Source organism: Endobacterium panacihumi, assembly GCF_050847465.1.
Classification (GTDB): domain Bacteria; phylum Pseudomonadota; class Alphaproteobacteria; order Rhizobiales; family Rhizobiaceae; genus Neorhizobium; species Neorhizobium panacihumi.
Map to the genome: position 1 here is coordinate 118,793 of NZ_JBOZRA010000005.1, position 24,741 is coordinate 143,533.

Sequence of the window (24,741 nt, forward strand, 5' to 3'; positions counted from 1 at the left end):
TACCGAATGACACCCAAAAGCATGCCGCAGATCCTGACGCCCTCCCTCAGCCGCCGCGCTTTCGTAACCGGCGTCACGGCCACGGCAGTTGGTAGCCTTATCGGCCTGCCCGCACTCGCGCAGGGCACCGCCTCGGCGCAGAAGATCGCCGACCACTTTTCCTCGGTCAAAACCATGATGGGCGAATTCGTGCAGTTCGGCCCCCGCGGCGAACAGACCGGTGGAAAGTTCTTCATCGAACGTCCCGGCAAGCTGCGTTTCAATTTCGAGGACCCGTCGCCGATCCGCGTCATCGCCGACGGCAAGAATGTCGTCATCGGTAACCTCAAGCTGAAGACCTGGGATATCTATCCCCTGTCCAAGACGCCGCTCAGCCTGCTTCTTTCCGACAAGATCGATCTGCAGAACCAGACCGTGCGCGACGTCAAGGAAGAGTCGGATCTGATCACCATCGTGCTCGGCAACAAGAGCATTTTTGGCGACAGCACCATCACCATGATGTTCGATCCAAAAACCTACGACCTGCGTCAGTGGACGATTACCGACCTTCAGAACAAGGAAACCTCGGTGATGATCTATAACGTCAAGAACGGCACGCAGTTCGACGATAAGGTGTTTCAGATCGACTATCAGGCCGTTCACCGCCGATAAGCTGTTTACAGCAGGACGAGAAATCGAAGGGTCGCCGAAATGGCGGCCTTTCTGCTTTTCAGCACATCGGAAATTTCATAGACCCTTGCCCATCAGCAGGGGATTTTTCGAATGTCATTTTCCATCACCACCTGGAACATCAATTCGGTGCGGCTGCGCATGCCGATCGTCGAGCAGTTCATTGCCCGCCACCAGCCGGACATTCTCTGCTTGCAGGAGATCAAGTGCCAGGAGCCGGAATTTCCGCTCGCACCCCTGAAGGCACTCGGTTACGAGCACATCATCATCCATGGGCAGAAGGGCTATCACGGCGTGGCGATCGCTTCACGTGTGCCGCTCATGGAAGATCATCGCCAGAATTACTGCAATGTCGGCGATGCCCGCCATATCTCGGCGATCTTCGAGCGCGGTTCGCGCCGCATTCGCCTGCACAATTTCTACGTTCCTGCCGGTGGCGACGAACCAGACCGTACGATCAATCCGAAATTCGGCCACAAGCTCGACTTTCTGGAAGAGATGAAGGTGCTCAAGGCGGACATGCCGGGCGTCTCCTCCATTCTGGTCGGTGACCTCAACATCGCGCCGCTGGAACACGACGTCTGGTCACACAAGCAGCTTCTGAAGATCGTCAGCCACACGCCGGTCGAAACCGACGGCATGAAGGAAGTCATCGCCAAGGGCGGCTGGCTGGACCTGATGCGTCAGTACACGCCGGAGCCGGAAAAGATCTACACATGGTGGAGCTACCGCGCCAAGGACTGGGAGGCCGCCAACAAGGGCCGTCGTCTCGACCACATCTGGTCGTCGCCGGAACTAGGGCCTTTCCTCGACAAGATTGAAGTGCTGAAGGAAGCGCGCGGCTGGAACCAGCCGTCGGACCACGTTCCGGTGACAGCGACATTCAAGTTCTGAAGTCGGTGGGCTTGGGTTTGGATCCTCGGGTCGAGCCCGAGGATGACCAAGAACAGTGGGGGGAGCGTTACCCGCAACATTTCAGCAAATTCAGTGGTTGTTTTGGGGCAGCGACTTCCCCCCAAGCTCGTCATCCTCGGGCTTGACCCGAGGATCCACACCCCAAACTCGCTGAGCCAACCGTCCTTACTGGAACCGGCTTTCCATTGCCGACGCCGCCTGCGCCATGCGTACAAGGTTATCGCGGATGCGCGCCTGCAGCAATTGCGCTGCCCGCGGGTATTCCTCCAGCAGGCGGTGGAACAGGGTGCGGGTCACTTTCAGCACATCGCTGTCCTGCAGCGCCACCGCTGTATATTTGCGCTCGACCATTGTCACCAGCGCCAGTTCGGAAAGCAGCGCGCCTGCGCCCACTTCCTTCTCCACCTGCATATGGCCGTCACGCCCCAGCGTCGACAGCTGAAACCGCCCGCTCGCCACCACGAAGGCGCATTCGGCCGGCGAATGTTCGCGAAACAGCGCCTGGCCGTAAGCGACCGTCCGCCGTTCGGCACCGAAGGCGATCAGCCGCAACTGGTCGCCATCCATGTCGGAAAACAATGGCACCTGCGAAAGCAGGCGAATGTCGTCGGCAAGTGCCATTGTCAAAAGTCCTTACGGTACGATCTTGTAGCCGCCGTTTTCCGTCACGAGGATTTCCGCGTTGGACGGGTCGCGCTCGATCTTCTGGCGCAGGCGGTAGACATGGGTTTCCAGCGTGTGGGTGGTGACGCCGGAATTATAACCCCAGACCTCTTCCAGCAACACATCTCTGGTCACGACCTTCTGGCCGGCGCGATAGAGATACCGGATGATCGCCGCTTCCTTTTCAGTGAGGCGGATCTTTTTGCCGTCGTCGGTGGTCAAGAGCTTCTGGCTGGGCTTGAACACGTAGGGGCCGACGGTGAATGTCGCGTCCTCACTCTGCTCGTACTGGCGCAGCTGGCCGCGAATACGGGCCAGCAGAACCGCGAAACGGAACGGCTTGGTCACATAGTCGTTGGCGCCGGCTTCCAGGCCGAGAATTGTGTCGCTGTCGGTGTCGTGGCCGGTCAGCATGATGATCGGCGCCTTGAAGCCGCTCTTGCGCAAAAGCTTCACGGCTTCGCGTCCGTCCATGTCCGGCAGGCCGACATCCATGATCAACAGGTCGATCTGGCCGGCCTTGGCAGCCTGCATCGCCTTGGTGGCGTTGCTTTCCTGCAGAATGTTGAATTCTTCATAAAAGGAAAGCTGCTCGACCAGCGTTTCGCGCAGGTCGTTGTCGTCGTCGACCAGAAGGATGGTGCGTGCTGCCATGTAGAACTTGCCTCTTTGTTGTCGCGGGCCATCACGGATGGTGCGCGGCCGACTGTTTCGGGCACTTGATGTAAGTGCTAGCTTGCTATGAATTCAAATAAAATCATGAGCAAAGCAAAAACTTGTGAGGAAAATGCGAGCAGATTGCCAAAAGAAAAGGGCTTGTTCGACGATTGTCGTACGCAAGGCGCCCGGAAAGCAATCGCGGGCCCTTGTTCAGATCGGCCCGCTGACCATTCCGGCGGCCATCGGCCGCTCCGGCCGGACGGCGCGCAAGCGGGAAGGTGACGGGGCAACACCGATCACCACCATGTCCGTTCTTTACGGCTTTTTCCGCGGCGATCGCGTCCGATCGATGCCCACCGCATTGCCCATGCGGCGTATCCGGTCCGACATGTTGTGGTGCGATCAGCCCGAGCACCCCAGCTACAATCGCCTCGTCAAGGCCCCGTTCAAGCCAAGCCATGAGGATATGGAGCGGGAAGACGGGCTTTACGATGTCTGCCTCGTGCTCGACTGGAACATCTCGTCGCGCAAACGCCATTGTGGATCGGCGATTTTCTTTCACCTGATCCGGCCGGGCTATCAACCGACGGCCGGCTGCGTGGCCGTCAAGCTGCGCGATATGCAGCGGTTGTTGCGGATGATCCGCAAGGGCACGGTGGTCAAGGTAGTGGGGTAGGGGGCTTACCCGAAGATTTTTTCCACCAGCCCATGTACGCGCCGGAACGCTGCTTTTGCACCCTCGGCCGCGTCCAGTTCTTCAGCCTGCGACAGCGGCAGGTCGTTATAGGCAGAAACGAAATTGCGCCAGTGCAGGCCACGGCCTTCCGGATGGCCGGCAAGGTGACGCGCACCGAAATCGTCGGACAGGTCAATTTTCATCGCTTCCTTGCGCAGGAAGGCCGCGCCGAGATTGGAGCCTTCAGCGACATAGACCCAGCCGAGAGCGGCGGCGGGGCTCAAGGGACCGGTCGTGCTGGAGAGCGTTTCGGCCACACCGCCAAGATCGACGATATCCTGACGCAGGGCTTCCAGGCGGCAGCGATCTGCGAGGCCCGGAAGTTTCGTGTTCAGTTCATTCGACGCATAAAGCGGCGCGACATCGGTGTGGAAATGGAGCTGAACCTCGAGAAACAGAGCGTATCGCTCGCGGCTGGCAAACGGCTCCGCCCGCATGATGCGCTTGTCCAGCGTGTCATGCGTTCCCGTCGTCAGCGCTTTGAGCCGCTGGATACGGGTTTCGTCCGCCGGACGTTCGAGTTCGATCAGCATTTCTTGTCCCTCATACTCATGTTTCGCATGAAGCAAATCGGCACGGAACCGTCAAGTGCGTGTGGCGGGGGAAGCGGAAGCCGGCACGTCAAAAACCTCGCCGGGTCGCATGGGACGAAAACGCTCACGGGAAATTTTTCGCGCATCGAGGGCGGCATGAAGCGCTTCCACCGGTTGCTCGATGCCTTCATTGGTAAGTTTCACCGTGCCCCAGTGATGGCCGGCAACAAAGGATGCGCCGCATAACTGCATGCCTTCCACCGCCTCTTCCGGGTTCTGGTGCTGCGGTGCCATGAACCAGCGCGGTTCGTAAGCGCCAAACGGCAGGTTGGCGAGGCGAAAACCGCCATGCTTTTCCTTCGCCGAACGATAATTGATGCCGCTGTGAAAACCGGTATCGCCGATATGATAGATCTTTCCGGCCGGGGTTTCGAACACGAAGGCGGCCCAGAGCGCCTGACGGCGGTCGTTCAGGCCACGTGCCGACCAGTGATGGCAAGGTTCGCAATGGAAGGTTACTTCGGGCGCGACGGTTTCCTGACCACCCCAGTCCATTACCGTGATTTTAGCGTCCGGGACCTTGCTGCGGATGATCGCGTCATTGCCAAGGGGCGTGATGAAATGCGGTTTGTCGCGGCCCTGCAGCACCCACAGCGTTTCGAGATCGAGGTGGTCGTAATGATTGTGGGTGACGAGCACAATATCGATCGGCGGCAGATCGCCGATGCGGATGCCGGGCGGATTGACGCGTTTCGGGCCGGTCCAGTTGAACGGACTGGTGCGCTCCGACCAGACGGGATCGGTCAGGATGTTAAGGCCGGCGACCTGGATGAGCATGGAAGCATGTCCGACCATGGTGACGACGATGCGATCGCCACTGACACGCGTTTCCGGCATTGCCTGCGGAAACGGGCTGGCAAATGTTTCGGGCCAGGGAATGTTGCCATTGCCGAGTTTCCAGCGCAGCAGATCCATCATGCCGGCCGGTTCTTCGCCATTCGGATTGAAGAAATGCGTGCCGTCGAAATGATCCGAGACGGGTCCGCTGTAATATTTATTGCCAGCCATGGCGCTCCTTGCCGTCACACCACCGGCAAGCGCGGCGATGGCTGCAAGACCGGTCCATTTGAAAAAATTGCGACGGTTCATGAGATCAGTCCGATGGCCGGGGTTTTCAAGGAGAGGGTCAGGCGGTTTCGATATCCGTCTGCGCAAAATCCTCGCCGACGAAGAGAAGCGGCGATTTGAGCGTTTTCGCGGCGGCATAGGTAAAACAATCGCCGAAATTGAGTTGTGCCGGATGACCGACAAAACGGCCGTAAGTCTTTGCGGCATCGAGTGCGATATCGTGGAGGCCGATGGGAAAGTCGATTTCGGTGGCGCCGATGCTGCGCATAAAGGCGATCACATCCTCTCGAGCGTCTTCGATCATCTGCGGTGGCGTCGGTCGCTGGTTACCATGAACGCTGATGGCATTCTTGCGGGCAACTGCAATGACGGCTTCAAACATCGTAACCGACGAATAATGGATTGTGGTGCGGGCTGCAGCGACCTTGGAAAGCAGTCGGTCCGCATCTTTCTCGCGGGTCATGATGGCGACAACAGCCGAGGCGTCGAGAAACATCAGTCCTCCCACATTTCATCCATATAGGCTTTCTGATCGAAATCGACCGCTAATGGCCCCATCCTTGCGGCCACCCGGTCTTGAATACGCCGTACCCGCTCTTCGACAGAGAGTTTTTCGTCTGCCTGCTTCAGCACGCTTTCCAGCGCATAACGCACGGCTTCCGTCTTCGTCTTTGTGCCGAGTTGACGCATGGCTTCGTCCGCAAGTGCATTGACCTTTGGATCACGAATATAAAGGGACATGGCGCTCTCCCTCTCGGCAGGAGTGATGGAATATTCCTGATATTGCCATTGAATATTCAAGTGCGCAACGTCGCAAATTCGGCTCTTCCCTTGACTCATCGCCCCATTTCCTGTTTAAGCTCGAAAATCTGCTGACAAGTCACGACTTGGAGCCGCCGACCGGGGCCGACATATTGAGCCCGGAGGTCAACATCCGACAGCGCGTTGCGCCCTCGGGTGCTTTTTGGCTTTGCGCGCAACTTCGCGTCTTGTTTTCAGCGGTAAAAGACCCGACGTTTCCGGGCACCCGGAAACGAAGAAGGAAGTTGCGATGTTTGAGAACCTGCAGGACCGTCTTGGCTCCATTCTGAATGGACTGACCGGCCGTGGCGCGTTGAGCGAGGCGGATGTTTCCGCAGCACTCCGCGAGGTTCGCCGTGCGCTTCTGGAAGCCGACGTTGCGCTCGAAGTCGTGCGCGCCTTCACCGACAAGGTGCGTGAAAAGGCCGTCGGCGCCGAGGTTCTGAAGTCGATCAAGCCCGGCCAGATGGTCGTCAAGATCGTCCATGACGAACTGGTCGAGATGCTGGGTTCGGAAGGCGTGGGCATCAGCCTTCATGCCGCCGCCCCCGTCGTCATCATGATGGTCGGCCTGCAGGGTTCGGGTAAAACCACGACCACCGGCAAGATCGCCAAGCGGCTGACCGACCGCGACAAGAAAAAGGTGCTGATGGCGTCGCTCGATACGCGTCGTCCCGCAGCCCAGGAGCAGTTGCGCCAGCTCGGCGTGCAGACCGGCGTCGACACGCTGCCGATCATCGCCGGCCAGTCGCCGACCGATATCGCCGCACGCGCAGTTCAGGCCGCAAAGCTCGGCGGCCATGACGTCGTCATTCTCGACACCGCCGGCCGCACCCATATCGATGAACCGCTGATGCAGGAAATGGCGGAAATCAAGCGGAAGTCCAATCCGCATGAAATCCTGCTGGTTGCGGACAGCCTGACCGGTCAGGACGCCGTCAATCTTGCCCGCAACTTCGACGAACGCGTCGGCATTACCGGCCTCGTCCTGACCCGCATGGACGGCGATGGCCGTGGCGGTGCAGCGCTGTCGATGCGCGCCGTTACCGGCAAGCCGATCAAGCTGATCGGTATCGGCGAAAAGATGACGGAGATGGAGGAATTCCATCCCCGCCGTATCGCCGACCGTATCTTGGGCATGGGCGATATCGTTTCACTGGTCGAAAAGGCTGCCGAAAACATCGACGCCGAAAAGGCGGCCGCCATGGCCGCCAAGATGGCCAAGGGCAAGTTCGACCTGAACGACCTCGCCGACCAGCTCCGCCAGATGAAATCGCTCGGCGGCATGGGCGGCATCATGGGCATGATGCCGGGCATGGCCGGCATGAAGGACAAGCTCGCCGCAACCGGCATGAACGACAAGACGTTCGACCGGATGATCGCCATCATCGGCTCGATGACCAAGGCCGAGCGCGCCAACCCGGACATGCTGAAGCATTCCCGCAAGAAGCGTATTGCCGCCGGTTCTGGCACCGATGCGTCCGACATCAACAAGCTTCTGAAAATGCACCGCCAGATGGCCGACATGATGAAAATGATGGGCGGCAAGGGCAAGGGCGGCATGATGAAGCAGATGATGGGCGGCCTTGCCTCCAAGATGGGTATGGGTGGTATGGGCGGTATGCCTGACCTTTCCAAGCTCGACCCGAAGCAGCTCGAAGCCCTGCAGAAGCAGGCCGAAGCCGCCGGCTTGAAGCCGGGCGGCATGCCGGGTTTGCCGGGTGGCGGAATGCCGGGTCTGGGCGGCGGTGGCCTGCCGGGGCTTGGTGGTTTTCCGGGCCTGCCGGGTCTGCCGGGCAAGAAGAAGTAAGAGGGAGCGCGTAGATGGTTGACCCGCAAGTGAAGGCAAAGCTTCTGAGCTACCGCCAGTCGATCGACAATATCGACGCGGCGCTGGTGCATATGCTGGCCGAACGTTTTCGCTGCACCAAGGAAGTGGGCCACCTCAAGGCTCAATACGATTTGCCGCCGGCCGACCCGGCGCGTGAAGAATTCCAGATCGAACGCCTTCGCCAGCTGGCGAAGGATGCCAATCTGGACCCGGATTTCGCGGAAAAGTTCCTGAACTTCGTCATCAAGGAAGTCATCAGGCACCATGAAGCGATTGCCGCCGAACATGGCGGCACCAAAGAGACTGCATAACCAAGTTTTCAAGACACGGCCCGCCGGATGGCGGCCCAAACTTAGGAGAATAACAATGTCCCTGAAGATTCGTCTGGCCCGTGGTGGTTCCAAGAAGCGTCCTTACTACACCGTCGTTCTGGCTGACGCCCGTTCGCCGCGCGACGGCCGCTTCCTGGAGAAGCTCGGTTCCTGGAACCCGATGCTGGCCAAGGACAACCCGGCCCGTATCGAACTGAACGCCGAGCGCATCCAGCACTGGATCGCCAACGGTGCACAGCCGACCGACCGCGTTCTGCGCTTCCTGGCCGACGCCAACATCGCGACCCGCGAAGCCAAGAACAACCCGGAAAAGGCAAAGCCGGGCAAGAAGGCAACCGAACGCGCTGCTGAAAAGGCTCAGAAGATCGAAGATGCCAAGGCAGCTGCTGCCGAAGCCGCCGCTTCTGCTGAATAATTTCTGCGCAGACGGCCGGAGTTGATTACACCTCGCATATGAGGCATAATCAGGCTCTATCCGTACGCCCGTAGGCGGGCCTATATTTGATCCCTCATGCCCAGGCATGGGGGATCTTTCATTTGGCGGGGCTGAATGACAACGAAGATCGCTATTCTCATTGATGGTGGCTATCTGCGTACTGCCGCCAGTTCGACCTATGTCTACAATCCCGATTTCATAGAAAAAGTCGCCCGTCGGGTCGTGCTGCCCGACGAGACGCTTCAGCGGATTTTCTATTACGATTGCGATCCCTTCAATGGAGAGGTAAAGCTCCCCGTCTCAGGAGAACTGAAGAAGTTCGAAATGAGAGGTTGGCTCGATATCCTCGCCATGAAAGACCTGTTCGCGGTCCGTAAGGGCACTTTGAAATTCAGGGGATTCAAGCCAAAGAAGATACCGGTCAGCTCGGATACGTTGACGGATGCCGACTTCAAGCCCTACTTCGAGCAAAAGGGTGTCGATATGCGGATTGGGCTGGATATAGCCACGCTTGCATCATCCGGACGCATTGAGAGGATCGTATTGGTCACAGGCGACACCGATTGTGTTCCGGCCATGAAACATGGACGCATTGCTGGCCTGCAGGTCGCTATCGTTAGGTTTCCCGGCCAAAGCCTATCGCGAGAACTTTTGTGGCACGCCGATTTTTGCCGATCCATAGAATGGCCAGAGGATGCCGAGAAGTTTGACAAAAAAACTTGAAAACCCAATCCTGATGGCCACGATCGGCGCGGCACAGGGCCTGCGCGGCGAAGTGCGCGTGCGCACCTTCACCGAGGACCCGATGGCGATCGGCGATTACGGCAACCTGCACAGTTCCGATGGTCGCGTGTTCGAGATTCTTGATCTGCGTGAAGCCAAGACCGTCGTGATCGTGCGGTTCCGTGGCGTCAACGACCGCAATACCGCCGAAGCCCTTAACGGTCTGGAACTGTTCATCGACCGCGACAACCTGCCGGACGACGAGCTGGAAGAAGACGAATTTTATTATGCTGACCTCGAAGGCCTCGAAGCTGTCGATGCCGAGGGCAAGAGTTATGGCAAGGTAACCGCCGTGCACGATTTTGGCGCCGGCGACCTTCTGGAGCTGAAGGGCCCGGGCCGTCGTCCCGCCCTGATCCCCTTCTCCGAAGCCGCCGTGCTGGAGATCGATCTCGAAAACGGGCGCCTTCTCATAGACCCGATGGCGGCGGGCCTGATCGAGGATCCGAACGAGGGCAAGGGCCAGGACGGCTTTCCCGGCAGCAACTGATCCGGGTATCGATCCATGACCTTTCGCGCCACCATCCTGACGCTCTATCCCGAAATGTTTCCGGGCCATCTTGCCACCTCGCTGGCCGGCAAGGCCGCCGCGCGCGGCGAATGGTCGGTTGAAGCAGTGCAGATCCGCGATTTTGCCGAGGATAAACATCGCACCGTCGATGACACGCCAGCCGGCGGCGGCGCCGGGATGGTGCTGAAACCGGATATTCTGGCGAAGGCGATCGATTCGGTTGCGACTGACAACCGTCCCCGGCTGCTGATGAGTCCGCGTGGAAAACCGCTGACGCAGGCGCGTGTGCGCGAACTGGCGGCCGGCGATGGTGTCGTTGTCGTCTGCGGCCGTTTCGAGGGTGTCGACCAGCGGGTGATCGATGGTCGCGAACTCGAGGAAGTGTCGATCGGCGACTATATCCTGTCCGGTGGCGAGCCGGCGGCGCTGATCCTGCTCGACGCCGTGGTGCGCATTCTGCCCGGCGTCATGGGCAATGTTCTGTCCGGCACGCATGAAAGTTTCGAGACCGGCATGCTGGAGCACCCGCATTACACGCGACCGCAGGTGTTCGAGGGTCAGGAAATCCCGGCGGTCCTGACCTCCGGCAACCATGCGGCCATCGAAAAATGGCGCCAGCAGCAGGCGCTGAAGCTGACAAAAGAACGACGTCCGGACCTTCTGGACTGAAGGATATGGCGACAGAGGGCGAAAACCGCGCTGTTTCGTCATAAAAACGCAACCAACGGGATGACAACCGCCCATCTTTCGTGTAATTGCGCGCTCGGAAATGGGCGAACGCCCGTAACCCTTAAGCAAAGAATGGCGAACCCGCTCTGCCGAACAGGCTGATCCGGAGGCATTGACCCACAAGGTCATGACCAAGGGATGATCATCGAGCGCTCTGGCTGTTTCAGAAAAAAGAGAGAGTTAGATCGATGAACATCATCCAGCAGCTTGAGGCCGAACAGGCCGCCAAGATCGAAGCACAGCGCACGCTTCCGGAATTCGCTCCGGGCGACACTGTTCGCGTCAACGTACGCGTCAAGGAAGGCACCCGTACCCGTGTACAGGCTTACGAAGGCGTCTGCATTGCCCGTTCGGGCGGCGGCATCAACGAGAGCTTCACGGTTCGTAAGATTTCCTACGGTGAAGGCGTCGAGCGCGTATTCCCGGTTTACTCGCCGCTGGTCGAAGGCGTCGAAATCGTTCGCCGCGGTAAGGTCCGTCGCGCCAAGCTGTACTACCTGCGCGATCGCCGCGGCAAGTCGGCTCGTATCGTTGAAAACACCGGTACCCGCGCCCGCAAGCTGAACGAAGCCGAACGCGCTGCAGCTGCCGAGGAAAAGGCACGTCTGGAAGCCGAAAAGGTAGCAGCAGCACAGGCACTGGCCGCCGAAAAGGCAGCTCAGGAAGCCGCTGAAGCCAAGGCCGCTGAAGAAGCAGCCGCAGCAAAGGCAGCAGAAGCTTCTGCCGAATAAGATTTGCCCACAAGGCATGATGAAAAGGCGGTCCTCGGGCCGCCTTTTTTGTTGCCGCCATGATAGACGTCAAAATATTGCGTGTCAGGCCGCAAACAGAGGGAACCCCCGGGCGTTTCCCGCATTTTCCGCTCTGGATTGAAAGCCGGAGCCTTTTCCCGTGAAGCCGATCGTCACCGCCTCCCTGAAACTCGCAACCTGCCTCACCATGGGTGTCGCTGGCGTGATCGGTGTGGTTTACGCGGCCTCGTTTGTGATCACCGATTATACGCCGCATCATTTCGCGCATATGGATGCGCCGCTCTGGACCGATAAACCGGTTGTCGTAGACCGCAACGCGCAGGCGCTCGAACGGCTGCCGGCGCTTGTCGCTGCTGCAGATGTGCCGGCACAGGAAATCCCGCTCGGCGGCGAGATCAACAGCGTCGCCAATGCCGTACCGCCGCAACGGTCGGCCGATCGCGGTGAACTGGCGTCCTTGCAAAACGATGATCCGATGTTGCAGCAGGCAGAAGCCACGCCGATGGACAACGGGACCGACGGCAACATGGTCGAACTGAGCGCCGCCCATATCGACTGGTGTTTTGCCCAATACCGGTCCTACCGGATCGAGGACAACAGCTATCAGCCATTCGATGCACCGGAGCGCCGGGAGTGCCAGTCGCCACATGAAGGCGGCATGCCGATCGCGGATGCTTCCGGCATGGATGACGGCACCTTGACCCCGGAGACCGTGCAGGACACAATGACAGGACGACCGATGACGGCTGAAGAGCCGCAGATGGTCGCCGCCTCCGGCGGTGTCGATACCGGCTGGTGTTTTGCGCAATACCGTTCCTACCGCGCCGAAGACAATACGTACCAGCCTTTCGACGGTGGCCCGCGCCGCCAGTGTGTACCGCGTGAGCGAAGCTACTGACGCCGATCGGCAACGGCGCAAGCATCGGTCATCACACCATCACACACCCGATTGCCGACATTTCATCGAACTGCTATATAAGCCGCCATGGGATCAAAATTCGGATGCCTCGCGAGACAGATGATCGTGCTGCAGGACCATAAGCGTCTGCCGGCACGTTTCTTCGCGCGCGTATCCGGGGCGCTTTGCAGCCGACTTAGCTGACCGGGCCGACATGCCCGGCACGGCGGTATTTACCGCCCGCATTCCCGTCTCCAAAACATGAATTTTTTGAAATGGATGTCAGCCATGAGCGCACCGCGTACCCTCTATGACAAGATCTGGGACGACCACGTCGTATCGGAAGAAAACGGAACCTGTCTTCTCTATATCGACCGTCATCTCGTTCACGAAGTGACGTCGCCGCAAGCTTTTGAAGGTCTGCGCATGGCCGGCCGCAAGGTGCGCGCACCGGAACGTACGCTCGCCGTCGTCGACCACAACGTGCCGACCACCGCCGACCGTCACCTCGGCATCAAGAACGAGGAAAGCCGCATCCAGGTGGAGGCGCTGGCCCAGAACGCCGCCGATTTCGGCGTCGAATATTATTCGGAAAAGGATGTGCGTCAGGGCATCGTGCACATTGTCGGCCCCGAACAGGGCTTTACCCTGCCGGGCATGACCATCGTTTGCGGTGACAGCCACACGTCCACGCATGGCGCCTTCGGTGCCTTGGCGCACGGTATCGGCACGTCCGAGGTCGAGCATGTTCTCGCCACGCAGACGCTGGTGCAGAAAAAGGCCAAGAACATGCTGGTGCGTGTCGATGGCAAGCTGCCGGAAGGCGTGACCGCCAAGGACGTGATCCTTGCCATCATCGGCGAGATCGGTACGGCAGGTGGCACCGGCCACGTGGTCGAGTTTGCCGGCGAAGCGATCCGTTCGCTTTCCATGGAAGGCCGCATGACGGTCTGCAACATGACGATCGAAGGCGGCGCCCGCGCCGGTCTGATCGCGCCGGACGAAACCACGTTCGAATACATCAAGGGCAAACCGCGTGCGCCGAAGGGTGCTGCACTCGATATGGCGATCGATTACTGGAAGACGCTGCACAGTGACGAGGGCGCGCATTACGACAAGGTGATCGTGCTCGACGGCGCCAACCTGCCCCCGATCGTTTCCTGGGGGTCCTCGCCGGAAGACGTCATCTCGGTTGAAGGCGTGGTGCCGAACCCGGATGACATTCAGGAAGAAAACAAGCGCAGCTCGAAATGGCGTGCGCTGGAATATATGGGCCTGAAGCCCGGCCAGAAGATGACCGACATCACCGTCGATCGCGTCTTTATCGGTTCCTGCACCAACGGCCGTATCGAGGATTTGCGCGCGGCCGCAGCAATGGTCGAAGGTAAGACCGTGGCCTCCACCGTCAACGCCATGATCGTGCCAGGCTCCGGTCTCGTCAAGGAACAGGCGGAAGCCGAAGGCCTCGACGTCATCTTCAAGGCTGCCGGGTTCGAATGGCGTGAGCCGGGCTGTTCCATGTGCCTTGCCATGAACGACGACCGCCTCAACCCGTATGAGCGCTGCGCCTCCACCTCGAACCGCAATTTCGAGGGCCGTCAGGGTTACAAGGGCCGCACGCATCTCGTATCGCCTGCCATGGCGGCGGCGGCGGCGATTGCCGGGCACTTTGTCGATATCCGCGACTGGACGTGAGTGTCAGGGGAGGGGCGCGTTTTCGTGCCCCTTACTGACTGCTGAGGGTCTTCCGCTTCCTCTCTTTCGTGCTCCGGCGCCTCTCTGGCGCCATCCCGGCCTACTTTGTTATTCCGGTCCCTTCCTCCGTCATTCCGGCTTTGCGCCGGAAACCAGCATCGCCGCGTCCGCGGCGCGATAGACTGAGATGCGGTCACCGCGAAGGAAGAGCTCTTTCACCGCGCGGACGCGCGGTGGCTAGATTCCGGCACAAGGCCGGAATGACGCAGAGGAGAGAGGAGGCCACCTCCCCCACTACACAACAAAAACGGCATTCAATGTCGCAAACAGAATATTTTCTCCTCAAGCCGACACTCTTCGGTCCAACAAAATCAAGATCTTGTATCTAATTTCATCCCCGCATTTCGGGACCGTGCGACACTCATCGCGTTCTGTTTCGGCTACACCGGTCTGCATTGCCGGCGAGATAGAGCCGGTGATCGCATGGGACGCCCTGATGCAGGTGATCCATGCGGGGCTGCGCAGAAAATGGTCTTCCTCTCGCCTGAAAGATGGCGGGGCGTGCGTGTGTCGCACACAAACCGGCTCGATCTAATAACCAATAACAGCGAGTCGCCGCAGAAGGACCGGAGTTGCGCGGAAAAACCACCGAACGGGGCACGTCGTGCGCCATTATAAAATTAAATTAGGAGGCACAGGACGTGCCCCGGCCGCATAACCCGCAAACGACAGCGGGCAAAAATTGAAAAATCGAAGATCGCCAAGGGACGACTCTGTCCGTTTGGCGGCAAGGCGGCGTGACATCAATAAACATTGAAAACGTGACGTGGTCGCCACCATGCCGCCGCCACTGGTAATTCACGGCACTTTCGGCCATATACGCCACAGAACAGGCGCAGGACGCCCGAACAGGATCAGCATCATGACAGGACAGGTCGAATTCGCGCGTATGAACGGGCTTGGCAACAAGATCCTCGTTGTCGACATGCGTGGCCGTTCCGACATGGTGACGCCCGATGCGGCGATCGCGCTCAATGCCGATCCGGCCACCCAGTTCGATCAGATCATGGCCATCCATGATCCGCGCGCCGACGGCACAGATGCCTGGATCGATATCTTGAACTGCGATGGCACCAAGGCGCAGGCCTGCGGCAACGGCACGCGCTGCGTCGTGCAGGCATTGGCGGCCGAGACCGGCCGCAAGACATTCACCTTCCAAACGGTCGCCGGCATCCTGAATGCCGAGGAACACGCGGACGGCACGATCTCCGTTGATATGGGCAAGCCTGTTTTCGCCTGGGACAAGATCCCGTTGGCGGAAGAGTTTTTCGACACCAGCCGTATCGAATTGCAGATCGGCCCGATCGATGCGCCCGTCCTGCACTCGCCGTCTGCCATGTCGATCGGCAATCCGCATGCGATCTTCTGGGTCGATCAGGATCCGATGACCTTCGATCTCGAACGTTTCGGTCCGATGCTGGAAAACCATCCGATGTTTCCGGAAAAGGCCAATATCACGCTGGCACAGGTCACGTCGGGCGATGCCTTGCGCACCCGCACATGGGAACGCGGTGCCGGGCTGACGCTCGCCTGTGGTTCTGCTGCCTGCGCCGCCGGTGTCTCCGCTGCTCGCACCGGTCGCACGGGTCGCACCGTAACGATCGATGTTGCCACCGCACCGACAGGCCAGCCGCTTGTGATCGAATGGCGCGAGGATGACCACGTCGTCATGACCGGCCCCGCCGAATGGGAATGGTCCGGCAAGGTCGATCCCGTCACCGGTAGTTTTGTGCGTGATGAAGAACCTCAGGCGAGGGCGAATTGAGCGGCGTCGAGGTCATCACCTTCGGCTGTCGGCTGAACACCTATGAATCGGAAGTGATGCGCGCCGAGGCCGAAAAAGCAGGCCTCAACAATGCCGTTCTGGTCAATACCTGCGCCGTGACAGGCGAGGCCGTGCGCCAGGCGCGCCAGACCATCCGGCGTGTGCGTCGCGAAAATCCGCATGCCCGCATCATCGTCACCGGCTGTGCCGCGCAGACGGAAAAGCAGACCTTTGCCGATATGGCCGAAGTCGACATGGTGCTCGGCAACGAGGAAAAGCTGTCGTCGAAATCCTATCGCGCCCTGCCGGATTTCGGCGTGTCGGCGACAGAAAAGCTGCGCGTCAACGATATCATGAGCGTCAAGGCGACAGCGCCGCAGATGATCAGACATATCGACGGCCATGTGCGCGCCTTCATCCAGGTGCAGAACGGTTGCGATCATCGCTGCACCTTCTGCATCATCCCGTATGGGCGCGGTAATTCCCGCTCGGTGCCCATGGGTGCGGTGGTGGAGCAGGCGCGAAAACTCACGAAAAGCGGTTATCGTGAAATCGTGCTCACCGGTGTCGATGCCACCAGCTACGGTGCCGATCTGCCCGGTAATCCGACGCTCGGTTATCTTGCCAAGACCCTGCTGAAACAGGTTCCCGAAATTCGTCGCCTGCGCCTGTCATCGATCGACAGTATCGAGGCCGACAATCATCTTTGGGATCTGATTGCCGACGAACCGCGTTTCATGCCGCATCTGCATCTGTCCTTGCAGCATGGGGATGATATGATCCTGAAGCGCATGAAACGCCGCCACAGCCGCGCCGAAGCTTTGGCCTTCACCGAGCAGGCCCGCCGGCTGCGCCCCGAAATCGCTTTCGGTGCGGATATGATCGCCGGTTTCCCGACCGAGACGGAAGAGATGTTCGAAGGTGCCGCAACGTTGGCGGAAGAGGCCGGCATCTCCTTCCTGCATGTCTTCCCCTACAGCCCGCGCCCCGGCACGCCGGCCGCCCGCATGCCGCAGGTCGATCGCGCGCTGGTCAAGGAACGTGCCGCAAGGCTGCGTGCGCGTGGCGAGGCGCTGCACCGCGCCCATCTCGATCGCATGGTCGGTACCGAACAGGTGATCATCGTTGAAAACAACGGCATGGCGCATACGGAAAACTTTTCGCTGGTTGCAGCCCCGACACTTATTCCCCGCGACTTCAAGCGCGTTATGATAACGGGGCATAACGGCAAACATCTCGACATGGCCGTCGTGGCCGATGCCTGCCATGAGCAGGCGGCCTGACCGGAACGGAATTTTTTGAAATGGTAAGCTTCATCAGACGCGTTTTCACTTTTGGCGACAAGCCGGTGGAAAAACAGACCTCGCAGGTCCCGCAGGTCCCGCAGGATGCGCCGGACGTGACGGTGGATGCCGCCGTTCAGGCGGAGTTGGAGCCGAAATCGCGCGATGAGGATCTGCCTGTTGCCGCCGACCCGGTGGCTCAGGTGGAGATGGACACGGCGGGCGGCCCGTCCGGCGATGCGGTCGAGACGATTGAGGAAGCTGTCGTTGAAGCATCGGCCGCCGAGGACGAGCCTGCGGCTATCCTTCCCGGCGTCGAGGAAACCTCTGATCTGGGCGTCGTGCCCTTGTCGCTGCTGGAAGCCGAGGCTGCGGCGGAAACCGCGCCCGTTGCGGATGCGGATCTCCCCCCCTCTGCCCTGCCGGGCATCTCCCCCACAGGGGGGGAGATCACGGATGCAGCTGTCTCGACCCCATCTGACCCGGGCGTAACAGGCGCTGAAGGCGTTGCCGAAGTTGGCAGTGATAACGGGCCTGTCGAAGGTGTGAAGCATGCTGCTGATGAGGCTGTAATCAACGCCAAGGATCTCGACGTCGTTTCCCCGCCCGCGACGTCTGCTGTAGAGCAGGAAGCGTCCCCCTTGCTGATCTCCCCCCTTGAGGGGGAGATGCCCGGCAGGGCAGAGGGGGGTGGGTCCACACCCGCCGAGGCCAGCGGTGAACAACCGGCAGCAACCAACGCCCGCAGCGAACGTGAAGGGCTGGGCGAAGACGCCGCACCCGCAACGCCCGTCCTCCCCAAAGGCTTCTCCACCGCCAAACCGGAAGCCGAACCCGTTGCCGTCGTCGCCCCGCCGACGCTCACATGGTTCCAGCGCCTGCGTGCCGGTCTTGCCCGCACCTCGTCGCAGCTCACCGGCCAGATCACCGCTCTTTTCACCAAGCGCAAGCTGGATGAACAGACGCTGGAAGAGCTGGAAGACCTGCTGATCCAGGCCGATCTGGGCGTCGAAACCGCCATGCGCATCACCGACACGCTGTCTTCGGAACGGTACGGCAAGGATGTGACGGGTGAAGACGTGTCGCGCATCATGTCTGCCGAAATCACCAAGGTCCTCACGCCGGTCGCAAAACCGCTGCAGCTCGATCTCGATCACAAGCCGCATGTCATCCTCGTCGTCGGTGTCAACGGCACCGGCAAGACGACGACCATCGGCAAGCTCGCCGCCAAACTCTCCGGTTCCGGCCTGAAGGTCATGCTCGCCGCCGGCGACACGTTTCGCGCGGCCGCCATCGAGCAGTTGAAGATCTGGGCGGATCGCACCGGTTCGCAATTCATCGGCACCAAGCTCGGCGCCGATGCCGCCGGTCTTGCCTATGACGCTTTCGAACAGGCGCGCGCCAACAAATCCGACGTGCTGATCATCGATACCGCCGGCCGTCTGCAGAACCGCACGGAACTGATGGCGGAACTGGAAAAGATCGTGCGCGTTTTGAACAAGCTCGATCCTGATGCGCCACACACTGTGCTGCAGACACTCGATGCCACGACCGGCCAGAATGCCATGAATCAGGTGGAAATCTTCCGCAATGTCGCCGGCGTCAGCGGCTTGATCATGACCAAGCTCGACGGCACGGCGCGTGGCGGCATTCTGGTCGCCATCGCGGCCAAGCACAAACTGCCGGTTTATTTCATCGGTGTCGGTGAAGGCGTGGACGATCTGGAGCCTTTCGAGGCCAAGGATTTCGCCCATGCCATTGCCGGCCTGACGCATTGATGCCACGAAAAGCGTGTTTGGCTTCGCCAGCACAACCCGTTTGACGCTTTAGCTTAAGAAGTTGGATGCCATGCAGATCGAAAGCGACACCACGCCGACCAAGGAAGAAAAGCAGCATCCCGGCCTCAAGCTGGCGCTGGAAATCGGGCCTTTGCTAGTGTTCTTTTTCGGTAACCTGCGCGGCGAATGGCTGGCGGAAAAGTTTCCCGCGCTGACCGCCATCGGCGGGCCGCTTTTGATTGCGACGGCGCTGTTCATGGTCGCTACCGTCATTTCACTGATCGTCTCGAAAATCGTCTTCAAGCACCTGCCGGTCATGCCCTTCGTCTCGGGCGTCGTCGTCATGGTGTTCGGTGGCCTGTCGATCTGGCTGCAGGACGAAACCTTCATCAAGATGAAGCCGACCATCGTCAACACGCTGTTCGGCGTCGTTCTGCTGGGCGGTCTGCTATTCGGCAAGTCGCTGCTCGGTTATGTCTTCAACGCTGCCTTCCGGCTGGATGAGGAAGGCTGGCGGAAACTGACTGTTCGCTGGGGCATTTTCTTCCTGTTCCTCGCTGTCATCAACGAAATCGTCTGGCGCAATTTTTCCGATCAGTTCTGGGTCAATTTCAAGGTCTGGGGCACGATGCCGATCACCATCGCCTTCACGCTCTCGCAGATGCCGCTGATCATGCGCCACACGATCGAAGACACGGCGACGGATAACGGCAAGTGACGGCGCTGGGCGTTTCCGAACCGGGTTCACAATCGCATCGCTGGCTCATCGGCGCGCTGGTTCTGTTCATCGCGCAGATCGCCATCCTTTATTTCATGGGCCGCATTCCGATCTGCGAATGCGGCTATATAAAACTGTTCGAACCGGGCGTGAATTCACCCGGCAATTCGCAGCATATCGCTGACTGGTACACACCGTCCCACATCATCCACGGTTTCCTGTTTTACGGCCTCGGCTGGCTCATCCTGCGCCGCGCGCCGCTTGCGGCCCGGCTGTCGCTGGCCGTGCTGATCGAGGCGGCTTGGGAAATCCTCGAAAACTCGCCCATCATCATCGACCGTTATCGCTCCGCCACCATGGCGCTCGGTTATAACGGCGACAGCATTTTGAACTCGGCCATGGATACGGTGTCCATGATGATCGGATTTTTTATTGCGGCCCGCCTGCCGGTCTGGATGACGGTCGTGATCGCGATATTCTTCGAGCTTCTGACCGGTTATCTGATCCGCGACAATCTGACGCTCAACGTGCTGATGCTGATTTCCCCTGTGGATGCGGTGCGCGAGTGGCAGTCAGCCCTGTAAAGGGCGTGTATCTGCTGTCTCTCAATCAGGTTTCGTTAACAGTCGCGTCCTAGAACCTGAATGTCAGTTCGTGGAGGGGGATGTACCCCTTAGGCCGCGTCGCGAGGACGACATGGAATCCCAGGATAATTTTGCCTATCTGCTGCCCTTCATCTTCCTGACCTTCGGTCTGGTGTTCTTCGGGGTGGCGCGACTGGGCGACCGCAGTGCCCCTGCCTGGGGTTTTGGTTATATCGCCGCCGCTCTCGGTTTCGCCACACCCATGCTGCTTGGTTTCCTGCCGGCGCGGGGGCAGGCGGTTCTGGCGAACGCCTTCTTTTTCACCGGCTTCTATCTGTTCGGTGACGCGCTCCTCCTGCGGTTCCGTCGCCCGCGTTTTCGTAAAGCACGCATGGCGCTCTGGGCGGCCGGCATGGCCTCCATCGGTTATTTCGTCCTGATCGCGGACAGCATGCGTGGCGAACTGCTGTCCAGTGACGTCTTCTGCCTGGCTCTTATTGCCCTGCCGCTTGCAGCCGTGGTTCGCGATCTGCACCGTCCGATCGATTTCGCGCTGTTCGGTATCGTCAGCCTCGTCTTCGTCGAAACCCTGGTGCGATTGGTTACCATGACGTTCGTGCTGGCCGACCAGTCCTATCTGGGGTTCGAGCGATTTCTGGCCTCCGACTACGCCTTCTTCATGCAGGTCGGCGCCAGCCTTATCGGTTTCCTGATGGCGCTGACGGCGCTTGCCGCAACGGTTCTTGATGTCATCGGAGGTCATCAGGATGCGGCGCATCGCGATCCGCTGACCGATGCGCTGAACCGCCGTGGTTTCGACCGTGCCATCGCCGATCTGGGTGAGGGAGCGGAACGCGGGGTGATCATCTGCAGTGATGTCGATCATTTCAAGCGCGTGAACGATGATTACGGACATGCCGCCGGTGATGTGGTTATCAAGCTGCTGGTCGAACTGTTTCGGCGGCAACTACCGGAGGGCGCACTGATTGCCCGGTTCGGTGGCGAGGAGTTCGTCGCTTTTCTGCCCGGCATGTCGATGACCGAAGGCGGCGTGCATGCGGAGGTGATTTGTCACGCCTTTGCCAACCGTCGTTGGGAAACGACCGGCATTCGCCGCACCGTGACGGCAAGTTTTGGCGTTTCCGCACTCACCCGCAATGATCGCTCTGTGCATGACGCGATATCGCGCGCCGATAGCTGCCTTTATGCGGCAAAGGATGCCGGTCGTAATCGTGTCGTCATCGATGGGCGGCAGCGGCCGGAAACCACGGCCACCATTCACAGCATCTCGGCGGCCTGAGCCACCGATTATCTGTTTCTCAGGATTTGGACAGCGCTTTTTCCATCGCCGGCAGCAGGCCGTTGGTGAGGCTTTGGCTGTCGAAAGGGCCGACCTTCTTGTAAAGGATCGTGCCATCGGGGCCGACCAGATAACTTTCCGGAATGCCGTAAACACCCCAATCGATCGCGGCCTTGCCGTTCGGATCGACGCCGATCGCCGTGTAGGGATTACCCAATTCGCCGAGGAAACGCAGCGCGTTGTCGTTGCGATCCTTGTAGTTGATGCCGACAATGTTCAGCTGGCCTTGTTCGGCCAAGCTTTTCAGGATCGGGTGTTCCTGACGGCACGGTACGCACCATGAGGCAAACACGTTGACAAGCGTCAGCTTGCCCTTGATGGCATCATCCGTCAGCGCCGGAAGATTGACGCCTTCAAGGGCCGGCATAGCCAGTGACGGCGCTTTTTGACCGAGCAAGGCGGACGGAATGGCGGAGACATCGCGACCGTTGACGTCCTGGTCGTAGAGCATCTTGCCGGCCACGAGGGCAAAACCGGCAAACACAACAAGTGGAATGAACGCAAGAGCATAACGCCCCAAACCGCGGCGTTGGCTTTCCGGCTGCTTCTGTTGCGTCGTTTGTGGTGAGCCTGTCATGCCTGCTCACCTTCCGGCGTAGCAGCGGTCTTTGGTGCCGAACGACGGCGAACACCAGATGCTTCCAGTTCCGCCAGTTCTCTGCTCCGGGCCCGGCCATCCAGCCAGACCCAGGCGATCAGACAGAGGCTGATGAGAGCGGCGATGCCGTAGGACATGGCAATGTAGAATGTATGGGTCATGTCACGCACCCTTTTCAACGGTCTGGCCGGCCATGCGGGCTGCCATGCGGCGCTGCGCGCTGACGCGGCGGCGCCAGATCTCGTTTCGCATGGCTGCGACATGCAGCGTGAAGAACAGCATGGTGAAGGCAATAGCCATGATCAGCAATGGCCAGAGAAAGGTGCTGTCGATCGTCGAGCCGCCCATGCGGATAACGCTTGCCGGCTGGTGCAGTGTATTCCACCAATCGACCGAAAATTTTATGATCGGGATGTTGACGAAGCCGACAAGGATCAGCACGGCCGAAACACGCGCAGCCTTGCCCGGATCGTCCATGGCGCGGTTGAGTGCGATCAGGCCGAGATACATCAGGAACAGCACGAAGACGGAGGTCAGGCGTGCGTCCCACACCCACCATGTCCCCCACATCGGCTTGCCCCACAGCGAGCCGGTAGCCAGCGCGATCAGCGTGAATGCGGCGCCAAGCGGCGCTGCGGCCTTATGGGAAACGTCGGCCAGCGGATGCCGCCAGACCAGCGTGCCGATCGCGGATGCCGCCATGACCGAATAACACATCATCGACAGCCATGCGGCCGGCACATGTACATACATGATGCGCACCGTCATACCCTGCTGGTAATCGCCTTCGCCGGCAAAGCTCAGATAGAGACCGACCATAAACAGGATCAGGGTGATCCCCGCCATCCACGGAAGAATGCGCGCCGCAAGGCTCAGGAACCGCGTCGGGTTGGCGAGATCGATCAGTTTTGTCAAAGCAGCAGTTTGAGACATGGGGCTTTCTACTTGGCTACGCGGCCTAAGGCTTTGCTTCTAGTCAATCGCCGGCATTTCTTAAAGCCAGTGCGGCACCCAATGGGCCAAGGACGGCAAAAAACATCGTGATTGCCACCAGGATCAGGAATGGCGGCATGAAAGGGGCCGGATCCTGCACGGCGGCATAAGAGGCGCTGACGCCGAAAATCAGTACGGGGATGGCCAGAGGCAGAACGAGGATGGAAACCAGCAGGCCGCCGCGGGGGAGGGCAACGGCGACGGCCGCGCCCACGGCGCCGATGAAGGTGAGTGCGGGTGTGCCGACCAGAAGCGTCAGCATGGTCGCGCCGATCGCCACCTCGTCCATGTTCATGAACAGGCCGAGCAGCGGCGAGGCAATCACCAGCGGCAAGCCGTTGCCGAGCCAGTGCGCGAGACATTTGATCAGCACGGTCAGAGCAAGTGGATGTTCCTGCATGAGAATGAGATCGAGCGAACCATCCTCGCGGTCGGTCTGGAACATGCGGTCGAGGCCGAGCAGTGCCGAGAGCAGGGCGCCGATCCATACGATGGCGGGACCGATTCGCGACAGAAGATTGAGGTCCGGCCCGACCCCGAACGGAATGACGGCCACGACCGTCGTGAAGAACAGCACGCCGATCAAAGCGCCACCACCGGCACGCACGGAAAGTTTGATGTCACGGAGAAGGAGAGCGATCACCACATGCTCTCCATCACACCGGCAAACCCCGTCATTTTCAGTTCCTTTGTGTTTTCCAGTCCGAGCGGCTGGTGTGTCGCGGCGAGCACGATGCCGCCTTTCGACAGATGCGCCTTTATCAGTGTGGTAAAGACACCTTCCGCGTTGACATCGAGGGCCGCTGTCGGCTCGTCGAGAATCCACACCGGTTTCCATGCGACGAGCAGTTTTGCAAAGGCCATGCGGCGCTGCTGGCCCGCTGAGAGGTAACCGAACGGGAGATGGGTGATGTCTCCGAGCCCGACCGATTCGGCTGCTTCGCCGATCGCCATGCCGTGACCACCCGGAAAGTCACCGATGAAACTCTTCCAGAAGCCGAGATTTTCGCTGACCGACAATTCCGCCTTCATGGCGTTGCGGTGACCGAGATAATGACAGGCTTCGGCAGCACGCGTCTCGACATCTGCGCCTTCGGACTGCCAGATCACCCGTCCGCTGTCCGGTCGTAACAATCCGGCCACTGCGCGCAGCAGGGTGGACTTGCCGGAACCGTTGCGGCCCGTCAGAACAAGGCTTTCGCCGCGCTCGAGCGTGAAGGAGATATCCTTGAAAATAAGGTCTTCTCCGCGTCTTGCGCTCAGGGCTTCTACCATCAGTCGCATCTGCGAGGTCTCGTTTAAGTTTTTAATCATCTAGACGCAAAAAATTGTTTCGTATCCTGCGTCAAAGTGTCTGGAACGCTTCTTAGAAATTATCTATAAGCATCGCAACCACGCCAGCGGCCGGCGTGATTTCCACCTAGCGCCGGACCTGAAGACAAAATCTTCTCGTGCGGACAGCGGAAATGGTCGCACCCGCATCCTATAGTGCATTCCAGTGCATAGGCGTCCGCACGCGCGTGTTGGCTC

At 59.8% G+C, this 24,741-nt stretch carries 29 protein-coding genes; 18 read left to right on the forward strand and 11 right to left on the reverse strand.

Annotated elements, in window-relative coordinates:
- The first annotated feature begins 6 nt into the window (after positions 1 to 6).
- Positions 7 to 651, forward strand: coding sequence for an outer membrane lipoprotein carrier protein LolA (locus ACRQ1B_RS20570; RefSeq protein ID WP_432295907.1), 645 nt, complete (start codon positions 7 to 9; stop codon positions 649 to 651).
- A 111-nt stretch (positions 652 to 762) separates the two neighbouring features.
- A complete protein-coding gene (locus ACRQ1B_RS20575) occupies positions 763 to 1,563 on the forward strand; it encodes an exodeoxyribonuclease III (protein ID WP_432295909.1) in 801 nt (266 codons plus the stop codon).
- 186 nt (positions 1,564 to 1,749) lie between these two features.
- On the opposite strand, the gene ACRQ1B_RS20580 is transcribed toward ACRQ1B_RS20575, so the two are convergent.
- Both ACRQ1B_RS20580 and ACRQ1B_RS20585 read right to left on the reverse strand, forming a co-directional pair.
- Complete coding sequence (locus tag ACRQ1B_RS20580) at positions 1,750 to 2,205, reverse strand: cyclic nucleotide-binding domain-containing protein (protein ID WP_432295910.1); 456 nt, start codon at positions 2,203 to 2,205, stop codon at positions 1,750 to 1,752.
- A 12-nt stretch (positions 2,206 to 2,217) separates the two neighbouring features.
- On the reverse strand, positions 2,218 to 2,901 hold the full coding sequence (locus ACRQ1B_RS20585) for a response regulator transcription factor (RefSeq protein ID WP_153355576.1): 684 nt from the start codon (positions 2,899 to 2,901) through the stop codon (positions 2,218 to 2,220).
- A 133-nt stretch (positions 2,902 to 3,034) separates the two neighbouring features.
- Here ACRQ1B_RS20585 and ACRQ1B_RS20590 point away from each other — a divergent pair, with 133 nt between their 5' ends.
- Complete coding sequence (locus ACRQ1B_RS20590; protein ID WP_432295911.1) at positions 3,035 to 3,583, forward strand: L,D-transpeptidase family protein; 549 nt, start codon at positions 3,035 to 3,037, stop codon at positions 3,581 to 3,583.
- Positions 3,584 to 3,588: 5 nt separating this feature from the next.
- Here the strand turns inward: ACRQ1B_RS20590 and ACRQ1B_RS20595 are convergent, their stop codons facing one another.
- Genes ACRQ1B_RS20595 through ACRQ1B_RS20610 form a run of 4 tightly spaced genes read right to left on the reverse strand, consistent with a single transcriptional unit; the run spans position 3,589 to position 6,045 of the window.
- Positions 3,589 to 4,176: a biliverdin-producing heme oxygenase gene (locus ACRQ1B_RS20595; RefSeq protein ID WP_432295912.1), complete on the reverse strand. Its 588-nt coding sequence runs from the start codon at positions 4,174 to 4,176 to the stop codon at positions 3,589 to 3,591.
- 51 nt (positions 4,177 to 4,227) lie between these two features.
- Entirely contained in the window at positions 4,228 to 5,325 is a 1,098-nt protein-coding gene (locus ACRQ1B_RS20600) for an MBL fold metallo-hydrolase (protein ID WP_432295913.1), read from the reverse strand.
- Positions 5,326 to 5,362: 37 nt separating this feature from the next.
- Entirely contained in the window at positions 5,363 to 5,800 is a 438-nt protein-coding gene (locus ACRQ1B_RS20605; RefSeq protein ID WP_432295915.1) for a type II toxin-antitoxin system VapC family toxin, read from the reverse strand.
- The gene (locus ACRQ1B_RS20610; protein WP_432295916.1) at positions 5,800 to 6,045 is read right to left on the reverse strand and encodes a type II toxin-antitoxin system VapB family antitoxin; all 246 of its coding nucleotides are present in this window, start codon (positions 6,043 to 6,045) and stop codon (positions 5,800 to 5,802) included. The genes ACRQ1B_RS20605 and ACRQ1B_RS20610 overlap by 1 nt, the downstream gene beginning before the upstream one ends.
- A gap of 310 nt (positions 6,046 to 6,355) precedes the next feature.
- Here ACRQ1B_RS20610 and ffh point away from each other — a divergent pair, with 310 nt between their 5' ends.
- From ffh to ACRQ1B_RS20685, 15 genes are all read left to right on the forward strand, one after another.
- Complete coding sequence (gene ffh / locus ACRQ1B_RS20615) at positions 6,356 to 7,915, forward strand: signal recognition particle protein (RefSeq protein ID WP_432295917.1); 1,560 nt, start codon at positions 6,356 to 6,358, stop codon at positions 7,913 to 7,915.
- Positions 7,916 to 7,929: 14 nt separating this feature from the next.
- Positions 7,930 to 8,247 (forward strand): chorismate mutase, encoded by a 318-nt coding sequence (locus tag ACRQ1B_RS20620; protein WP_153355566.1) that lies wholly within the window; start codon positions 7,930 to 7,932, stop codon positions 8,245 to 8,247.
- A 55-nt stretch (positions 8,248 to 8,302) separates the two neighbouring features.
- The gene (gene rpsP / locus ACRQ1B_RS20625) at positions 8,303 to 8,683 is read left to right on the forward strand and encodes a 30S ribosomal protein S16 (RefSeq protein WP_112728913.1); all 381 of its coding nucleotides are present in this window, start codon (positions 8,303 to 8,305) and stop codon (positions 8,681 to 8,683) included.
- 135 nt (positions 8,684 to 8,818) lie between these two features.
- A complete protein-coding gene (locus tag ACRQ1B_RS20630) occupies positions 8,819 to 9,427 on the forward strand; it encodes an NYN domain-containing protein (RefSeq protein WP_432295919.1) in 609 nt (202 codons plus the stop codon).
- Positions 9,428 to 9,440: 13 nt separating this feature from the next.
- Positions 9,441 to 9,977, forward strand: coding sequence for a ribosome maturation factor RimM (gene rimM / locus ACRQ1B_RS20635; RefSeq protein ID WP_432296140.1), 537 nt, complete (start codon positions 9,441 to 9,443; stop codon positions 9,975 to 9,977).
- A 15-nt stretch (positions 9,978 to 9,992) separates the two neighbouring features.
- On the forward strand, positions 9,993 to 10,667 hold the full coding sequence (gene trmD / locus ACRQ1B_RS20640; protein WP_432295921.1) for a tRNA (guanosine(37)-N1)-methyltransferase TrmD: 675 nt from the start codon (positions 9,993 to 9,995) through the stop codon (positions 10,665 to 10,667).
- 248 nt (positions 10,668 to 10,915) lie between these two features.
- Positions 10,916 to 11,458 (forward strand): 50S ribosomal protein L19, encoded by a 543-nt coding sequence (rplS, locus tag ACRQ1B_RS20645; protein WP_432295922.1) that lies wholly within the window; start codon positions 10,916 to 10,918, stop codon positions 11,456 to 11,458.
- A gap of 160 nt (positions 11,459 to 11,618) precedes the next feature.
- Positions 11,619 to 12,377: a BA14K family protein gene (locus ACRQ1B_RS20650; protein WP_432295923.1), complete on the forward strand. Its 759-nt coding sequence runs from the start codon at positions 11,619 to 11,621 to the stop codon at positions 12,375 to 12,377.
- 288 nt (positions 12,378 to 12,665) lie between these two features.
- Positions 12,666 to 14,072 (forward strand): 3-isopropylmalate dehydratase large subunit, encoded by a 1,407-nt coding sequence (leuC, locus tag ACRQ1B_RS20655; RefSeq protein ID WP_432295924.1) that lies wholly within the window; start codon positions 12,666 to 12,668, stop codon positions 14,070 to 14,072.
- 922 nt (positions 14,073 to 14,994) lie between these two features.
- Positions 14,995 to 15,897: a diaminopimelate epimerase gene (gene dapF, locus ACRQ1B_RS20660; RefSeq protein WP_432295925.1), complete on the forward strand. Its 903-nt coding sequence runs from the start codon at positions 14,995 to 14,997 to the stop codon at positions 15,895 to 15,897.
- Entirely contained in the window at positions 15,894 to 17,180 is a 1,287-nt protein-coding gene (gene mtaB, locus ACRQ1B_RS20665) for a tRNA (N(6)-L-threonylcarbamoyladenosine(37)-C(2))-methylthiotransferase MtaB (protein WP_432295926.1), read from the forward strand. The genes dapF and mtaB overlap by 4 nt, the downstream gene beginning before the upstream one ends.
- 20 nt (positions 17,181 to 17,200) lie before the next feature.
- A complete protein-coding gene (gene ftsY, locus ACRQ1B_RS20670; protein ID WP_432295927.1) occupies positions 17,201 to 18,958 on the forward strand; it encodes a signal recognition particle-docking protein FtsY in 1,758 nt (585 codons plus the stop codon).
- Positions 18,959 to 19,028: 70 nt separating this feature from the next.
- Positions 19,029 to 19,676 carry a septation protein A gene (locus ACRQ1B_RS20675; protein ID WP_432295928.1) on the forward strand — a complete coding sequence of 216 codons (648 nt, stop codon included), beginning with the start codon at positions 19,029 to 19,031 and terminating at the stop codon, positions 19,674 to 19,676.
- The gene (locus ACRQ1B_RS20680; protein ID WP_432295929.1) at positions 19,673 to 20,260 is read left to right on the forward strand and encodes a DUF2585 domain-containing protein; all 588 of its coding nucleotides are present in this window, start codon (positions 19,673 to 19,675) and stop codon (positions 20,258 to 20,260) included. The genes ACRQ1B_RS20675 and ACRQ1B_RS20680 overlap by 4 nt, the downstream gene beginning before the upstream one ends.
- A gap of 112 nt (positions 20,261 to 20,372) precedes the next feature.
- Positions 20,373 to 21,560 carry a GGDEF domain-containing protein gene (locus tag ACRQ1B_RS20685; protein WP_432295930.1) on the forward strand — a complete coding sequence of 396 codons (1,188 nt, stop codon included), beginning with the start codon at positions 20,373 to 20,375 and terminating at the stop codon, positions 21,558 to 21,560.
- 19 nt (positions 21,561 to 21,579) lie between these two features.
- Here ACRQ1B_RS20685 and ACRQ1B_RS20690 read toward each other — a convergent pair whose 3' ends face one another.
- Genes ACRQ1B_RS20690 through ccmA form a run of 5 tightly spaced genes read right to left on the reverse strand, consistent with a single transcriptional unit; the run spans position 21,580 to position 24,495 of the window.
- On the reverse strand, positions 21,580 to 22,197 hold the full coding sequence (locus tag ACRQ1B_RS20690; protein WP_432295931.1) for a DsbE family thiol:disulfide interchange protein: 618 nt from the start codon (positions 22,195 to 22,197) through the stop codon (positions 21,580 to 21,582).
- A complete protein-coding gene (gene ccmD, locus ACRQ1B_RS20695) occupies positions 22,194 to 22,379 on the reverse strand; it encodes a heme exporter protein CcmD (protein ID WP_432295932.1) in 186 nt (61 codons plus the stop codon). The genes ACRQ1B_RS20690 and ccmD overlap by 4 nt, the downstream gene beginning before the upstream one ends.
- 1 nt (position 22,380) lies before the next feature.
- Positions 22,381 to 23,151 carry a heme ABC transporter permease gene (locus tag ACRQ1B_RS20700; RefSeq protein WP_432295933.1) on the reverse strand — a complete coding sequence of 257 codons (771 nt, stop codon included), beginning with the start codon at positions 23,149 to 23,151 and terminating at the stop codon, positions 22,381 to 22,383.
- A gap of 43 nt (positions 23,152 to 23,194) precedes the next feature.
- On the reverse strand, positions 23,195 to 23,854 hold the full coding sequence (ccmB, locus tag ACRQ1B_RS20705) for a heme exporter protein CcmB (protein ID WP_432296141.1): 660 nt from the start codon (positions 23,852 to 23,854) through the stop codon (positions 23,195 to 23,197).
- The gene (ccmA, locus tag ACRQ1B_RS20710) at positions 23,851 to 24,495 is read right to left on the reverse strand and encodes a heme ABC exporter ATP-binding protein CcmA (protein ID WP_432295934.1); all 645 of its coding nucleotides are present in this window, start codon (positions 24,493 to 24,495) and stop codon (positions 23,851 to 23,853) included. Before ccmA ends, ccmB begins: the two co-directional genes overlap by 4 nt.
- Between the last annotated feature and the right edge of the window lie 246 nt (positions 24,496 to 24,741).

Coding starts and splice junctions, on each gene's coding strand:
- ACRQ1B_RS20570 (WP_432295907.1), top strand. CDS start 7: ATGACACCCAAAAGCATGCCGCAGATCCTGACGCCCTCCCTCAGCCGC.
- ACRQ1B_RS20575 (WP_432295909.1), top strand. CDS start 763: ATGTCATTTTCCATCACCACCTGGAACATCAATTCGGTGCGGCTGCGC.
- ACRQ1B_RS20580 (WP_432295910.1), bottom strand. CDS start 2,205: ATGGCACTTGCCGACGACATTCGCCTGCTTTCGCAGGTGCCATTGTTT.
- ACRQ1B_RS20585 (WP_153355576.1), bottom strand. CDS start 2,901: ATGGCAGCACGCACCATCCTTCTGGTCGACGACGACAACGACCTGCGC.
- ACRQ1B_RS20590 (WP_432295911.1), top strand. CDS start 3,035: ATGCGAGCAGATTGCCAAAAGAAAAGGGCTTGTTCGACGATTGTCGTA.
- ACRQ1B_RS20595 (WP_432295912.1), bottom strand. CDS start 4,176: ATGCTGATCGAACTCGAACGTCCGGCGGACGAAACCCGTATCCAGCGG.
- ACRQ1B_RS20600 (WP_432295913.1), bottom strand. CDS start 5,325: ATGAACCGTCGCAATTTTTTCAAATGGACCGGTCTTGCAGCCATCGCC.
- ACRQ1B_RS20605 (WP_432295915.1), bottom strand. CDS start 5,800: ATGTTTCTCGACGCCTCGGCTGTTGTCGCCATCATGACCCGCGAGAAA.
- ACRQ1B_RS20610 (WP_432295916.1), bottom strand. CDS start 6,045: ATGTCCCTTTATATTCGTGATCCAAAGGTCAATGCACTTGCGGACGAA.
- ffh (WP_432295917.1), top strand. CDS start 6,356: ATGTTTGAGAACCTGCAGGACCGTCTTGGCTCCATTCTGAATGGACTG.
- ACRQ1B_RS20620 (WP_153355566.1), top strand. CDS start 7,930: ATGGTTGACCCGCAAGTGAAGGCAAAGCTTCTGAGCTACCGCCAGTCG.
- rpsP (WP_112728913.1), top strand. CDS start 8,303: ATGTCCCTGAAGATTCGTCTGGCCCGTGGTGGTTCCAAGAAGCGTCCT.
- ACRQ1B_RS20630 (WP_432295919.1), top strand. CDS start 8,819: ATGACAACGAAGATCGCTATTCTCATTGATGGTGGCTATCTGCGTACT.
- rimM (WP_432296140.1), top strand. CDS start 9,441: ATGGCCACGATCGGCGCGGCACAGGGCCTGCGCGGCGAAGTGCGCGTG.
- trmD (WP_432295921.1), top strand. CDS start 9,993: ATGACCTTTCGCGCCACCATCCTGACGCTCTATCCCGAAATGTTTCCG.
- rplS (WP_432295922.1), top strand. CDS start 10,916: ATGAACATCATCCAGCAGCTTGAGGCCGAACAGGCCGCCAAGATCGAA.
- leuC (WP_432295924.1), top strand. CDS start 12,666: ATGAGCGCACCGCGTACCCTCTATGACAAGATCTGGGACGACCACGTC.
- dapF (WP_432295925.1), top strand. CDS start 14,995: ATGACAGGACAGGTCGAATTCGCGCGTATGAACGGGCTTGGCAACAAG.
- ftsY (WP_432295927.1), top strand. CDS start 17,201: ATGGTAAGCTTCATCAGACGCGTTTTCACTTTTGGCGACAAGCCGGTG.
- ACRQ1B_RS20675 (WP_432295928.1), top strand. CDS start 19,029: ATGCAGATCGAAAGCGACACCACGCCGACCAAGGAAGAAAAGCAGCAT.
- ACRQ1B_RS20685 (WP_432295930.1), top strand. CDS start 20,373: ATGGAATCCCAGGATAATTTTGCCTATCTGCTGCCCTTCATCTTCCTG.
- ACRQ1B_RS20690 (WP_432295931.1), bottom strand. CDS start 22,197: ATGACAGGCTCACCACAAACGACGCAACAGAAGCAGCCGGAAAGCCAA.
- ccmD (WP_432295932.1), bottom strand. CDS start 22,379: ATGACCCATACATTCTACATTGCCATGTCCTACGGCATCGCCGCTCTC.
- ACRQ1B_RS20700 (WP_432295933.1), bottom strand. CDS start 23,151: ATGTCTCAAACTGCTGCTTTGACAAAACTGATCGATCTCGCCAACCCG.
- ccmA (WP_432295934.1), bottom strand. CDS start 24,495: ATGCGACTGATGGTAGAAGCCCTGAGCGCAAGACGCGGAGAAGACCTT.